This is a genomic window from Acidimicrobiia bacterium (assembly GCA_036396535.1).
GTDB lineage: Bacteria > Actinomycetota > Acidimicrobiia > Spongiisociales > UBA5794 > DASWKR01.
In genome coordinates, this window is the sequence record DASWKR010000076.1 from 14934 (window position 1) to 28368 (window position 13435).

At 69.1% G+C, this 13435-nt stretch carries 13 protein-coding genes; 6 read left to right on the forward strand and 7 right to left on the reverse strand.

From position 1 onward, the window contains the following. The first annotated feature begins 162 nt into the window (after positions 1 to 162). Positions 163 to 807 (forward strand): transcriptional repressor LexA, encoded by a 645-nt coding sequence (gene lexA, locus VGC47_13970; GenBank protein ID HEX9856414.1) that lies wholly within the window; start codon positions 163 to 165, stop codon positions 805 to 807. A 212-nt stretch (positions 808 to 1019) separates the two neighbouring features. Here lexA and dapF read toward each other — a convergent pair whose 3' ends face one another. The 5 genes from dapF to recA all read right to left on the reverse strand — a co-directional run bounded on the left by dapF (position 1020) and on the right by recA (position 7090). Next, a complete protein-coding gene (dapF, locus tag VGC47_13975) occupies positions 1020 to 1775 on the reverse strand; it encodes a diaminopimelate epimerase (GenBank protein HEX9856415.1) in 756 nt (251 codons plus the stop codon). Next, positions 1763 to 2665 carry a tRNA (adenosine(37)-N6)-dimethylallyltransferase MiaA gene (gene miaA / locus VGC47_13980; GenBank protein HEX9856416.1) on the reverse strand — a complete coding sequence of 301 codons (903 nt, stop codon included), beginning with the start codon at positions 2663 to 2665 and terminating at the stop codon, positions 1763 to 1765. Before miaA ends, dapF begins: the two co-directional genes overlap by 13 nt. Before the next feature lie 11 nt (positions 2666 to 2676). Continuing rightward, complete coding sequence (miaB, locus tag VGC47_13985; GenBank protein HEX9856417.1) at positions 2677 to 4065, reverse strand: tRNA (N6-isopentenyl adenosine(37)-C2)-methylthiotransferase MiaB; 1389 nt, start codon at positions 4063 to 4065, stop codon at positions 2677 to 2679. Between the two features lie 46 nt (positions 4066 to 4111). Then, complete coding sequence (gene rny / locus VGC47_13990) at positions 4112 to 5644, reverse strand: ribonuclease Y (GenBank protein HEX9856418.1); 1533 nt, start codon at positions 5642 to 5644, stop codon at positions 4112 to 4114. 381 nt (positions 5645 to 6025) lie between these two features. Continuing rightward, positions 6026 to 7090 carry a recombinase RecA gene (gene recA, locus VGC47_13995; protein HEX9856419.1) on the reverse strand — a complete coding sequence of 355 codons (1065 nt, stop codon included), beginning with the start codon at positions 7088 to 7090 and terminating at the stop codon, positions 6026 to 6028. 212 nt (positions 7091 to 7302) lie between these two features. Here recA and VGC47_14000 point away from each other — a divergent pair, with 212 nt between their 5' ends. From VGC47_14000 to VGC47_14020, 5 genes are all read left to right on the forward strand, one after another. Next, positions 7303 to 9183 carry an O-antigen ligase family protein gene (locus tag VGC47_14000; GenBank protein ID HEX9856420.1) on the forward strand — a complete coding sequence of 627 codons (1881 nt, stop codon included), beginning with the start codon at positions 7303 to 7305 and terminating at the stop codon, positions 9181 to 9183. 62 nt (positions 9184 to 9245) lie between these two features. Next, positions 9246 to 9767, forward strand: coding sequence for a sigma factor-like helix-turn-helix DNA-binding protein (locus VGC47_14005; GenBank protein ID HEX9856421.1), 522 nt, complete (start codon positions 9246 to 9248; stop codon positions 9765 to 9767). Beyond that, entirely contained in the window at positions 9764 to 11353 is a 1590-nt protein-coding gene (locus tag VGC47_14010) for a hypothetical protein (protein ID HEX9856422.1), read from the forward strand. Before VGC47_14005 ends, VGC47_14010 begins: the two co-directional genes overlap by 4 nt. A 70-nt stretch (positions 11354 to 11423) precedes the next feature. Then, on the forward strand, positions 11424 to 11756 hold the full coding sequence (locus tag VGC47_14015) for a hypothetical protein (protein ID HEX9856423.1): 333 nt from the start codon (positions 11424 to 11426) through the stop codon (positions 11754 to 11756). After that, entirely contained in the window at positions 11749 to 12615 is an 867-nt protein-coding gene (locus VGC47_14020) for a hypothetical protein (protein HEX9856424.1), read from the forward strand. The genes VGC47_14015 and VGC47_14020 overlap by 8 nt, the downstream gene beginning before the upstream one ends. A gap of 37 nt (positions 12616 to 12652) precedes the next feature. On the opposite strand, the gene thpR is transcribed toward VGC47_14020, so the two are convergent. Both thpR and VGC47_14030 read right to left on the reverse strand, forming a co-directional pair. Then, on the reverse strand, positions 12653 to 13255 hold the full coding sequence (gene thpR / locus VGC47_14025; protein HEX9856425.1) for an RNA 2',3'-cyclic phosphodiesterase: 603 nt from the start codon (positions 13253 to 13255) through the stop codon (positions 12653 to 12655). After that, positions 13252 to 13435: CinA family protein (locus VGC47_14030; protein ID HEX9856426.1), on the reverse strand; the 184-nt coding region annotated here is incomplete at its 5' end. The genes thpR and VGC47_14030, both read right to left, overlap by 4 nt.

Here is a 13435-nt window from a genome sequence, read left to right on the forward strand (position 1 = left end):
AGATTCCGTTGCTGTTGGAGGACCGTCGAGCCTCGACCGAACGTCTGTTCGCATTACCGCGCACGATAACGAACGCCTGTTCGATAGTCAAGTCGAACATATGTTTGGTTTCTCGCGAAATCCGGGGTACGCTGCCGTCAAGAGCCGAGAAAGGGCACGAAGATGGCGCGGAGCAACGATGAGGGCGAGCTCACCGCTCGCCAGCGGCAGATCCTCGACTACATCCTGCGAACCGTGGAGGACCGCGGCTATCCACCTGCCGTGCGCGAGATCGGGGAAGCCGTCGGTTTGAGCTCCCCGTCGACCGTCCACAGCCACCTCTCCGCCCTCGTCAGATCGGGGTACATTCGAAGGGATCCGTCGAAGCCACGGGCCATCGAGGTCATCAACCCCGGCACCGACGTCCGGTCGCTCCACAGGGCGCCCGTTCGAGACGTTCCCCTCGTCGGTCGCATCGCCGCCGGCTCGCCGATACTCGCCGACGAGGACATCGAGGAGATCTACCCGTTGCCGACCGAGCTGGTGGGCAACGAGCCGGTGTTCATGCTGAGCATTCGCGGCGACTCGATGATCGAGGCCGGGATCTTCGACGGCGACTACGTCGTCGTCCGCCGTCAGAGCGACGCCCGCGACGGCCAGATCGTCGCCGCCCTCGTCAACGGCGAGGAGGCGACCGTCAAGCGGCTCCAGCGCATGGACAACCGGGTGATCCTGCGAGCCGAGAACCCGAACTTTCCCCCGATGGTGTTCCACGAGGGCGTCGAGATCCTCGGCGTGGTCGTCGCCCTGCTGCGCCGGGTGCTCTGAGACGCGGCTCCCCCACCGTTCCGGCGTCCCCCCATCGCACCACTGCGACCCACGGACGCAAGAATGGATCCGACCGCCGCACGCCCGCCGTTCCGGCGTCCACCCATCGCACCACTGCGACCCAGGGACGCAAGGACGGATCCGACCGCCGCACCCCCACCGTTCCGGCGTCCCCCCATCGCACCAACGCGACCCAGGGACGCAAGAACGGATCAGTCCGGGAGGGTTCCCTCGAAAACCAGGTTGGCGGGGCCGGTCATCCAGGCCTCTTCACCGTCGAGCTCGATGAGGAGCTCGCCTCCGGGGAGCTCCACGTGCACCGGGGCGGCGACGCCGCGGTGGACCACCGAGGCAAATGCGGCGGCGGTCGCTCCGGTGCCGGACCCGAGGGTCTCGCCGACCCCCCGCTCCCAGATACGCATCTCGATGCGGTCGGCGCGGCGGGGCGTGACGAACTCGACGTTCGTGCCGTTCGGGAACTGAGGGTCGTGCTCGATCTTCTTGCCGAGGGTCGCCACGGGTGCCTTGGCCGGGTCGTCCACGAACACGACGGCGTGAGGGTTGCCGATGTCGACGAGGTGCACCCTGGCACCCTGCGACGTTGCGACGCCCGTCGCCTTCGGGATCCCGACGAGCGCCCGCACGTGCCCGCCGGGCTTCATCTCGGCCGGCATGTCGCCGGCCTTCGTCTCGACGACGAGCCACGGGCCCGAGACCCAGTTGCGGAGCACGGCGAGCCGGGCGACGCACCGCAGGCCGTTGCCGCACATCTCGGCCTCACCCCCGTCGGCATTCCAGTAGCGCATCCTGATGCGCTCCGGCCCGCTCAGGTCGACCGACAAGACTCCGTCGGCGCCCACTCCGAAGCGCCGATCGCACCATCGCACGATGGCGTCGGTGTTCGGCACGTGGCCGCCCCACACGACGATGAAGTCGTTGCCGAGGCCCTCCATCTTCACGAAGTCCATCGCAGCTCCTCGAGGGCCGCCAGCGCCGCTGACAGCCGGGCGCCCGGGTCGTCGTTCCACGGTAGCCAACGGATCCGCGGATCCCTGCGAAAGAACGTCCGTTGCCGCTTCGCCAGGGCCAGCGTCGCCCGGATCGCCTGGCGGCGGCCTTGCGACGCGGTGACGGTTCCCTCGACGACGGGGATGAGCTGCTTGTACCCGACGGCCTCCCTCGCGGTCGGCCCCAACCTCGGGAGGAGAGCGGCCACCTCGTCGACGAATCCCGCCGCAAGCATGGCGTCCATCCGCCGCTCGACGCGGTCGGCGAGCTCGTCACCGGGGTCCAGCCCGACGGCGACGAAGGGCACGGCGGCGCGGTACTCGGCGACCGCGACCGCGTCGGGGGTGCGGGCCCGGTCGCCCGGCGTGTCGCCGGTGAGGCGGTGGATCTCGAGTGCTCGCACCACACGGCGAGGGTTCGCCAGGTCGACCCTCCGTCCCGCCTCCGAATCGATCGCCTCGAGGGCGGCGACGGCCTCCGCATTGTCGAGGCTCTCCAACTCCCCACGGACGTCCGGGTCGTGCGGCGGGAAGTCGAGCGGATCGACGAGTGATCGAAAGTGGAGCCCCGACCCCCCTGCGATGACTACGGGCGCCCCTCGCCTTTCGACGGCGTGCAGCGCGGCGCGTGCGTCCTCCTGATACTCGGCAACGCTGTACGCCGACGCCGGCTCGACCACGTCGATCATGTGGTGGGGCACATCGGCGCGGTCGCCGATGCTCGGCTTGGCCGTCCCGATGTCCATACCGCGATAGACCTGCATCGAGTCGACCGAGATGATCTCGCTGCCAGACAGCTTCGCCAGCGCCGCAGCGATCTCCGACTTGCCCGAGGCCGTCGGGCCGAGCACCGCCAGCGCTCTCAGGGGGCGCCCCGGCCGACGAGGTGGTGGGGAGCGGCTCTGGTGATCTCGACGTCGACGACTGCACCGGGCGATGCATCCGTCGGGAGGTGGACGGCCTTGCCGCCCCTGGTCCGGGCCGTGACGACCGAGGGATCCTTCTTCGAGGGGCCCTCGACCATCACTTCGACGACGGAGCCGACCATCGCCTCGTTGCACTCCAGGCCGATGGTGCCCTGCAGCGCCACCAGGCGATCGAACCGATCCCGCACGACCTCGGCCGGGACCTGATCGGACATCGTGGCCGCCGGCGTGCCCGGGCGCGGTGAGTACTGGAACATGAAGGCGCTGTCGAATCGGGCAGCCGCGACGACGTCGAGCGTCGCCTGGAAGTCGGACTCCGTCTCGCCGGGGAACCCCACGATGATGTCGGTGGACGTCGTGAGCCCTGGGATGGCGTCGCGCGCCATCGCCAGCTTGTCGAGGAACCGGGTGGCGCTGTACCCGCGGTGCATGGCGGCGAGGACCCGATCGCTCCCCGATTGGAGCGGGAGGTGGAGTTGCTCGCACACGACCGCGGTGTCGGCCATGGCGGCGGCGACGTCCTCCCGGAAGTCCTTGGGGTGGGGGCTCGTGTAGCGGACCCGCCGCAGCCCCTCGATGGAGTCCATGCGGCGAAGCAGGTCGGCGAACAACGGCTTGCGGCCGTTCAACTCCAGGTCGCGCCCGTATGAGTTGACGTTCTGGCCGAGGAGCGTGACCTCGACGACGCCTTCGGAGACGAGGGTCGCCACCTCCGAGATGACGTCTCCCGGCCTGCGGCTGATCTCCCTGCCGCGCACGATGGGGACGATGCAGAACGTGCACGAGTTGTTGCACCCGATCGTGATCGTCACCCAGGCCGAGTGCTCCGACTCCCGGGTAACCGGCAGCGCCGACGGCAGGTCGTCCACGGACCGGGTTTCATCCCAGATCTCGGTGATCGGCCCCCATTCCTCCGCCCTGTCGAGGAGGTCGAGCACCCGGTGCGTGTTGTGGGTGCCGAAGACGACGTCGACCCATCCTGCCCGGTCCTGGATCGACTCCTTGTCCTTTTGCGCCATGCAGCCGCCGACGACGATCTGCATCCCCGGCCGTTGCGCCTTGACCCGCTTGAGCGCCCCGAGGTAGCCGTAGAGCTTCTGGTCGGCGTTCTCTCGGATCGTGCACGTGTTCAGCACGACGACGTCGGCGTCCTCGGGACGCCGGACGGGCGACATGCCGTCCGCTTGGAGGAGCCCTCGGATTCGCTCGGAGTCGTGCTCGTTCATCTGGCACCCGAAGGTGCGGATGAAGTACGTCCGTCCGAGGCGAGTCGGCGGTCGCACGACCTTGCGTGCCGGCATTCCGAGCATCACTGTGTCGGTCACGGAGCCACCCCGGTCCTCGTCTGTTGCCGCCTCGGCCGCGGCGCCGTCAGCGGGCGTAGTCCTTGGCTCGGAACTCGCGGATGACGGTCACCTCGATCTGGCCCGGATACTGTAAGTCCTCCTCGAACCGGCGGGCGATCGTGCGGGCCAACTCGGAAGCGGCGAGATCGTCCACCGACCCAGGGTCGACGACGACCCTGATCTCCCTCCCGGCCTGCATGGCGAAGACCCTGTCGACACCCGTGTAGCTCGCGGCGATCTCTTCGAGTTGCCCGAGGCGCTTGACGTACGCCTCCAGTGCCTCGCGCCGCGCTCCGGGCCGGGCCGCCGAGACGGCGTCGGCCGCCTGGACGAGCACGGCCGTCAACGTCCTCGGCTCCACCTCGTTGTGGTGCGCCTCGATGGCGTGGACGATGGAGGCGTCCTCCCCGAACCGCCGGGCGATCTCTGCTCCGATGAGGGCGTGGGACCCTCCGACCTCGTGGCTGACGGCCTTGCCGATGTCGTGGAGGAAGGCCGCCCGCTTCGCCTCGGTCGGGTCGATGCCGAGCTCGGAAGCCAGCATCCCGGCGATGTGCGCCGACTCGACGAGGTGATTCAGCACGTTCTGACCGTACGACGTGCGGTACTTGAGGCGGCCGAGCAGCTGGATGATCTCGGGATGGAGGCGGGTGAGCCCCACTTCGAGGAGCGCCCACTCGCCCGCGTCGCGGATGCTCTCGTCGACCTGTGCCTTGGCCTTCTCGTACGCCTCCTCGATCGATGCGGGGTGGATGCGGCCGTCCTCGACGAGCCGCTCGAGGGCGATGCGGGCGATCTCGCGGCGCACCGGGTCGAAGGTCGAGACGGATACGGACTCCGGCGTGTCGTCGACGACGAGGTTCACCCCCGTGACGGCCTCGAAGGTGCGGATGTTGCGACCGTCCCTGCCGATGATCCTGCCCTTCATATCGTCCGACGGGAGGGGCACGACCGACACGGTCGTCTCGGTGACCACCTCGGCGGCGAGACGCTGGACCGCGGTGGCGAGGATCCTCCTCGCCCGGCGGTCGGCCTCCTCGCGGGCCTTCAGCTCGAGGTCGCGCACCGCCACCATCGCCTCGCGGCGCGCCTCGTCCTGGACCCTCTGCAGCAGCTCTTCCTTGGCGGCCCGGCTGTCGAACCCGGCCACGTGCTCGAGGTGGGCACGAGCGTCCTCACGCATCCGCTCGGCGTCACCGCGGACCTGACCGATCTCCTTCTCCTTGTCGACCATCAGCTCCTCGCGCTGGGCGAGGTTCGAGGCCCGCTGCTCGAGGGTCGACTCGCGCTGCGCCATCCGGTCCTCGAGGGTCCCGACCTCGAGGCGTCGATGCTCGAGCCCTGCGAGCTCACGCTCTCGGTGCGACTCGGCCAGTGCTCGTGCTTCCTCCTCGGCCCTCGAGAGGATGCGCTGCGCCTCGACGCGGGCGTCGGCGAGGGTTCGCTCTGCCGCCGCCGTCGCCTCGGTGGTGCGCCGCCGGTGCATCTCACGACCGGCGAAGAAGGAAACGAGACCGACGAGGACGGCGATCAGAGCTACCAGTCCCCACTGCTCCATGCGGTCTCCGTTCCCGAAGCCAGGACGAAAAATGTGCCGAGCCAAGGGCCCGGCACACACACCGCCACAGCGAAAACGAACGGATGGCGCTCAGCGCCGTCTCGTCAGGTCACTCCTCTTCCCGAGAGCGTTGCGGCTCCTCGGGTCGCGTCGTCGTGATGGCTGTTCGTCAAGGTTTCGTGTCTCAATCGTTGGTGTGTGTGTTCTTGGTCCGATCGTACAGCACCTGTCAAGCTTCGGAAACGCGAAAATCCGGTCTGCCGGCGTTGGTCGCTCGCCCGGCGGCGCGCACGAATACGGGATCTTCCCCGGGCGGCTCGCTCCGGCACGAGAAGCCCGCCTCCACGTATGGGGCCGCGGACCACGCGCTGCCATGGCCGCTCAGTCGTCGACGTCCCTTCGGTCGTCACCTTCGTCGACCATGACCACGACCTCGGCATTCGGATCTTCCACGAGACCGACCGAACGCAGCACCCGGTCCTCGAGTTGCATGGCGATCTCCGGGTTGAGCTTCAGGAACTCCTTCGCCTTCTCCCTGCCCTGGCCCAGTTGGTCGCCGTCGAACGTGTACCAGGCCCCCGCCTTCTTGACGATCCCCTCGTCGACGGCGACGTCGATCAGGCTGCCCTCTCGGGAGATCCCCTCGCCGAACATGATGTCGAACTCGGCGATCCGGAACGGGGGCGCCACCTTGTTCTTGACGATCTTCGTCCGCACCCTGTTGCCGATGGCATCCGTGCCCTGCTTGATCGACTCGATCCGGCGAACGTCGATGCGGACGCTGGCATAGAACTTGAGCGCCCGCCCACCCGGCGTCGTCTCGGGCGAGCCGAACATCACACCGATCTTCTCGCGAAGCTGGTTGATGAAGATCGCCGTCGTGTCGGAGCGGTTGATCGTGCCCGCCAGCTTGCGCAGCGCCTGCGACATGAGCCGTGCCTGCAGACCGACATGCGTGTCACCCATGTCGCCTTCCAACTCCGCTCTCGGGACGAGTGCCGCGACGGAGTCGACGGCCACCACGTCGAGCGCCCCCGAGCGGATCAGCATGTCGGCGATCTCGAGAGCCTGCTCACCGGTATCGGGCTGCGAGATGAGCAGCTCGTCGATGTCGACGCCGATCGCCTTGGCGTACACCGGGTCGAGGGCGTGTTCGGCGTCGATGAACGCTGCCACGCCGCCGTTGCGTTGCGCCTCGGCGACGACATGGAGGGCAAGGGTGGTCTTCCCGCTGCTCTCCGGTCCGAAGATCTCGACGACCCGGCCCCTGGGAACGCCGCCGATGCCGAGTGCGAGGTCGAGCGAGATGGCGCCCGTCGAGATCGCTTTCACCTTCTGGACGTTGTTGGCACCGAGCTTCATGATGGCGCCCTGCCCGAACTGGCGGACGATCTGCGACACGGCCATGTCGAGGCTCTTCTCGTTCTCAACCTTGTCGTTCGACACCTCGGGCCCCTTTCCTCGTCGCACTCTCGCCGGTGCTCTGCACCGTGTCGCCTTGTTCGCTTCGCACCGTATCGCCGCCCTGTGACGAAATCCCGCGTGTGTAATTACGGTCGCGTGATTGTACTCGTGACGGGTCCCCGACTCTAGGCGAACATGTGTTCGGTGTCGAGGACCGCCCCGACAGACTCGCCGGTCGATGAGAATGCCCCCCGATGTCCTCTCCCCGCGCCATCGGATACGGCCTGGCGACACTCGTCGTCCTGGTGCTCGCCGGGTTCGACCCCGCCGGTTGGGCGCCGTTCGGACCCGTGAAGTGGGCGGTGCTCACCACGCTCGCCTTCGGCCTGGCCACGCTGGTCGCCGCCGGGCGCTCGGTGACACTCCACGTCGGCTCGGCGATGGCGTGGACGCTGTTCCTCTCGTGGGGAATGGTCGCATCCCTGGCGGCGCTCGACCCGCTGCACACCTGGATCGGCACTCCCGACCGCCACCTCGGCCTCGTCGCCTGGCTGTGCTTCGCGGTCGTCTTCGTCGTGGCGCAACAGGCGATCGATCCGCAGCTCTCGAGCGACCTCGCCATCACCGTCGTCAAGGGCGTCGTGGTCGCCTCGCTCGCCACCGGGCTGTACGTCCTCCTCGAGTTGGCGGGGTTGCCCCCGGTGAGGCTGGCGATCGAAACGGGACGAGCCGGCGGCCCGTTCGGCACGGCGGCGTACCTCGGAGCAGCGGCGACGCTGCTGCTCCCCGTCTCGATCGGGGCCGCCGTCGACGGCCTGGGATCCCGGCTGTGGCGGTCGCTTGCAACGGCGGCTGCGGCGCTCGCTGCCGTGTCGGCGGTGGCGGCGCAGACGCGGGCGGCGTGGGTCGGCCTGGCGGTGGCGCTCGTCGTCGTCTCGCCTGCGCTGCTGCCTTGGCTGCGGAGGCGAACGTGGATCCTGGTCGCCATCGGGCTGTCGGTGGCAGTGGTCGTGGTGGCGACGCCGACCGGGTCGCGGATCGTCACCGCACTTCGATTCGACGAGGGGACGACCAGGGGACGCATCGACGAATGGCAGGTGGGTACCAGAGCGTTCCGGTCGCACGCCGTCACCGGGACGGGATTCGAGGGCTATCGCATCGCCTTCCCATCCCACGTCGATGCCGATTACGAGCGCCGCTACACGAGGGTGACGATGCCCGACCGGGTCCACAACGGCGCACTCGACGTCGCCGTCACCACCGGACTGCCCGGCCTCGCCCTGTATCTCGCAGGCGCGCTGTGGCTCGTCACCAGAGCGATCATCGCCACGCGGGACCGTCGCCCCGTGGCGGTCGGCATCGCAGCTGCCGTCACGGGATACATCGCCCAGCAGCAGTTCCTCTTCCCCGTCACGGAGGTCGACCCCGTGTTCTGGGCACTCGCAGGGTTGCTCGTCGCCGCGACGGCCCCCAGGCGCACGATCCGCCTGCCGCCCGGAGCCTGGCTGGTTCCGCTCGCCGTGGCGGTGGCGGCGCTGGCGGCAGGCGGGTTGGACGTCGCCGCCGACAGGCGGGCGGCCCACGCTGCGGAGCTGTCTGCGGCCGGTTCGCCGGCTCTGGCGGCCGCCGACGCCGCCGTGACGCTGCGCCCCGACTCGATCCGCTACCGGTTCGTGGCCGCAGGAATCGCCTCCTCATCGGGCGATGCCGCCGGCCTTTCGGCGGCCATCACGAGGATCGAGGCTGCTCTCGACGTCTCGCCGGGCGATCCACTCCTCGGGGCGCGCCACGCCTCGCTCCTCCTCGATCTCGCCAGGGTGACGGGGCGGCCCGAGGACGCCGCCACCGCCGCCGAGCAGTACCGATCGGTCACCGGGAGCGATCCGAAGAACGCCGCGGTGCGCCTCGGCGCGGGGATCGCATACCTGCTCGACGGCGACCCGACAGCCGCCGAGACGGAGTGGCTGACGGCGGCCAACCTGGCGCCTCGAAGCGCCGCGCCGCTCGTCAACCTGGCCGTCCTCTATGTCGACATGGGACGCCTCGACGAGGCGAGGACGACTGCAGAAGCCGTGAGAGCGATCGACCCGGATCACCCGGCCCTCAAGGAGATCGAGAGCAGGCTCGGCGCGTGAACGCCGCGAAACCTCGAACCGGCCGGATCGCAGATGCGTTTGTAGATGTGACTGCCATGGTCGTGACCAAGAAGAGAGGTGCCCGGTCGGTCGTGACGGAGCAGATCCGCCCGGACTTCGTCGTGTTCTATCGCACCGCCTACCGAGACGTGTCGCGGGCCCTCTCGGTGACACTCGGTGACGCCGACCTCGGACGCGAGGCGACGGACGAGGCGATGGCGCGGTGCTACTCGCACTGGTCCACCGTGCAGTCGTACGACAACCCGGCCGGCTGGGTGTATCGCGTCGGGCTCAATTGGGCACGATCGCTGCGGCGCCGGGCGGCCCGGAGGCTCCTCTTCCATGGCCCGGCATCGATCGAGATGCCGGCGGTGGCCGATCCCGAGATCCAACGCGCCCTCTCCGAGCTGAACGTCGAGCTCAGGGCGGTCGTGGTGCTGCGGTTCCTCCTCGATTGGTCGACGCAAGAGACCGCAGACGCCCTCTCGGTGCGGCCCGGCACCGTGAAGAGCAGGCTTCACAGGGCGACCTCACTCCTGCAACGCAAGCTCTACCACCTCGCTCCAGAGGAGAGGAACGCATGAGCATCGAAGAGCGACTGAGGGACCACCTCCGCCAAGAGGCGGCCGACCTCGAGCGCCGGGGCGAGGGCCCGGCCAGAGCCATGAAGAAGGGACGGAGCATCATGATCCGCCGGCGCCTGCTCGCAGCATTCGGTGGCGCCTTCGTCGTGACGGCGAGCATCGCGGGCGTCCTCTCGCTCGGCTCGGTCTTCGACGACGGGCCGACGACAGGTGTGCCGGGGACGGGTGGTGACGCCGCCTCCGAGCAGGCCGTCGCAGTTCCCGCGCAAGGCGCCGAGCTCGAGTGGTACACGGTGCCGGGGACGCTCGGCTTCACCAAGAAGTTCGTGACGGGCGCAGACGGGACGATCTACGCCCTGTCGACGGCGCCCGGCCAGCGCTTCGAAAACGGCTTCGCGCAGCCGGCGATCTACACGTCGGACGACGCCGAGAGCTGGGCCTTCGCCGTCCTCGACGACTCTCTGTCCGCCAACGACCTCGCCGAGCGTGACGGCACGCTGTATCTCATCGGGACGGCGCCCGGCGCGGTCGACGCCTCGCCCCGGCTCCAGGTGGCGGCGTCCGACGACGGCGGCGAGACCTGGGACGTCACCGACATCCCCGTGACGGCGACGCCTCCGGATCTGCCGTCGTTCGGGACGTTCGCGAACTCCTGGATCGTCGCCGGCGAGCGCGGCGTGCTCGCCGCCGTGCAGACGACCTTCGTGGTCGACTACGCGGCGCTCCTGCCGGAAGGGATGCGGGGCGACAACGTCGGCGTCGAGCCGACCGACAGCGGTGTCATCGTCATGGATTACGCCAGCGTCGACGACCAAGGCAACCCGGCGATCATCGAGGAGCTCACGTGGGCCGACCTGGGGATCGACGCCCCGGGGGCGTCGTCCGCCGGCGAGCTCTTCCTCGTCGAGGACGGCGGCGGCCTCCACCGCGTCGAGTCGCCGGTCGACTCCGGGCCCGGCATCGCAGGCGTCTACGCCGTCGACGACGGCTTCCTCGTCGTGGAGAACCCAGGCTTCGACGCCGAATTCGCCCGCAGGCTCGAGCTCGGGCAGCCGGATCAGCAGGCACCGGGCGTGACCGTGTGGTCGTCCGCAGACGGGGCCTCGTGGGAGGCGGAGGAGGGCCTGCCCGCCATGGACTGGGTGCAAGCCGCCGGCAGTCATGGCGGAGACACCGTCATCGTCGGCATGAGCGGCGGCAGTCCGATCGTCGCCTGGCAGCAAGGCGGAAGCTGGGAGACGGTCGACCTGCAGGAGACACTGTTCGGCGACCCCAAGCTGGATGACCCGCGCGTGAACCTCGACGCCCCCAACGGCGAGAGTTGGATCTCTTCGGCGGCGATCGGCCCTCTCGGCGTCGCCCTGGCGGTCGGTGGGTTCGACGCAGCCGCCCAACAGGAGCAGATCTTCCTGGTCGTCGGCACGTCGCCGGACGTGTGGACGCTCACACCCGATCTCGTGCCCAGAGGTCAGGGCTTCATCGACGGCCTCGTCGTCGGCGAGACGTCGATCGTCGGCCGCATGGTCCAGTACGGCGCCAACCGGCCTTCCGTCAACCTGCAGATCGTCGGCACGCCGGTCCGCTGAGGCTCGGCATCGCTCAACCCTGCCGCCGGGACTGCCGATCCAGTTGGTGCCGTCCCGACCAGGAGCTCGAATGCGACGGATCGCTCCGTACCTACTCGTGTTGTGCGCCGCCTGCGGCGGGAGCCAAGCCGTGCCGGCCGGCGGGGACGGAGGAGCCGGCCCGGACCAGGGAACGGTCTCGGAGAGGACGACGGTACTCACCCAGCTCGAGGCGAGATGGATGTGCGACGTGACCCGCTTCGCGTACCAGGACCTCGGCGAGCTGCAGGCCGAGCTCGACGCCAGGCTCGGCGGCGCCGGGCTCACCCGAGACGACTACGACGCCTTCAAAGCCGAACTCGCCTCGAACGAGGCGCGGCGCGCCGAGGTCGTCGCCGCCTACGACGGCTTGTGCGGTGACTAGCCCCGATGGGGTCACGCAGCTGACGCTCCAGAAACCCCAGGTCACGGTCGATGCAACGACTATGAAGTATCGGATTGCACTGCTCATTTCGGCCCTGGCGGCCACGACCATCGTGCTGGGCGCCTCCCCGGCGCTCGCCGCGTCCAACTCAGACCCCGAGCTCCTCACGGAGAAGACGGCTGCCGTCATGGCGGGCGACACGGCGTGGGTCGCACTGAACTGGCTGGGCGAAGGCGGAGATGTCACCGACTTTGGCGTGGTTGCCCGCTCGATCCCCAAGGGGTGGCGGGTGGAGTACCCGGAGAACACCGTCGACCACACCTCCCTCTACTGGGACGCCGACCTCGCCAAGGGTGAGATCGACTTCACGGCGTTGCGGATCAGCGTCCCGGCGTCGGAGCGCGACCGGGACGGCACGATCCACCTGCGGGCGCACTGGACCGAGCGGGACGGCAAGGAGCGTCACAAGGAGTACAAGATCGAGGTGCCCGTCGCCCGGCACAGTGGAGCCGATTTCGAGGTGCTCACGGATTCCGTGTCCGTGGCGTCCGGCGAGGCGGCCTGGGTCGACGTGACGTACACGGGCTCGTACCCGGAGCTCGGCGACTTCACGCTCACGGTCTCGGAGGCCCCAGGGCTGACGATCGTGTATCCGGGGTACGGCGACCACACGAGCCTCAACGCCGACACCACGCTCGACCGTGGTGAGACTGACGTCGCCCGCTTCATGATCGACGCCACGGCGGCCGAGCCGGGGACGGTCGAGTTGGAAGTGACGGTGAGGTACACCAAGGGCGGCGACCCGGAGTCGATGACCCACGTCGTGGTCGTCGAGATCACGGGCGGCGCCACCGGCTGATCGCCTCCGACACCAGATCTGACGCGAGGGCTCGCCGCTAAGACGGGTCCTCTCGTCGTTTCGCCCGGTCTGTCTGCTGGCCCCGGCTGGTCAGTGGGAACCTCTCGACGGGTTCGTACCGGGCCGGGGTTGCCCCTCCGAGGATGCTCCTGAACAAGGTCACGCCGTCGACCCCGAGCTTGAGAGGGAAGCCCGGGAAGCTCTCGACGACGCCGGACACGTCTTCGTGGGGGCGGATCCGGCTGAGCGTCAGGTGAGGGTGGAACGGGCGCTCCTCCGGCCCGAACCCGGCGCCCACGGTGGCGGCCTCGACCGCGGCTGCCAGGTCGACGAGCCGGCCGGCCCCGGCCTCGATCCCGAGCCACAGCACGGTCGCATTCGACGGCCTCGGGAATGCGCCGAGACCGCCGAAGCCGATTCGAAACGGTCCGCTCAGCTCGGCGGTGTCGACCTCGTGGAGGAGCCGGTCGAGCTGTTCGGGAAAGGCGTATCCGATGAATCGCAGTGTGATGTGCCAGTTGGCGGCGGGGACCGGCCTGCCCGGCAGCACCCCCGACCCGGTCGCCGCGTCGAGATGGGCGGCGAGGCCGTGCCTCACCTCGTCGTCGAGCTCGACGGCGAGGAACAGTCGCTGCTTCACCGGCGCACCCAGATGTTCTCCCGATCGTCCCGCCACCATGCACCCTGAACGGCGAGCCGGGCGAGGTGGAGCGCAGCCGTCGTCGTGTACGTCCGCACCCGTTCCCGGTCCCCCGGCATCCGCAGGGTCCTGGCGGCCGCTCCGTCGGGTGTGCGGACCGCGACGATCATGGTGCCGACC

Bases quoted from the DNA above. Each gene is read 5' to 3' on its own strand.
- lexA (HEX9856414.1), top strand. From the start codon at position 163: ATGGCGCGGAGCAACGATGAGGGCGAGCTCACCGCTCGCCAGCGGCAG.
- dapF (HEX9856415.1), bottom strand. From the start codon at position 1,775: ATGGACTTCGTGAAGATGGAGGGCCTCGGCAACGACTTCATCGTCGTG.
- rny (HEX9856418.1), bottom strand. From the start codon at position 5,644: ATGGAGCAGTGGGGACTGGTAGCTCTGATCGCCGTCCTCGTCGGTCTC.
- VGC47_14000 (HEX9856420.1), top strand. From the start codon at position 7,303: ATGTCCTCTCCCCGCGCCATCGGATACGGCCTGGCGACACTCGTCGTC.
- VGC47_14010 (HEX9856422.1), top strand. From the start codon at position 9,764: ATGAGCATCGAAGAGCGACTGAGGGACCACCTCCGCCAAGAGGCGGCC.
- VGC47_14015 (HEX9856423.1), top strand. From the start codon at position 11,424: ATGCGACGGATCGCTCCGTACCTACTCGTGTTGTGCGCCGCCTGCGGC.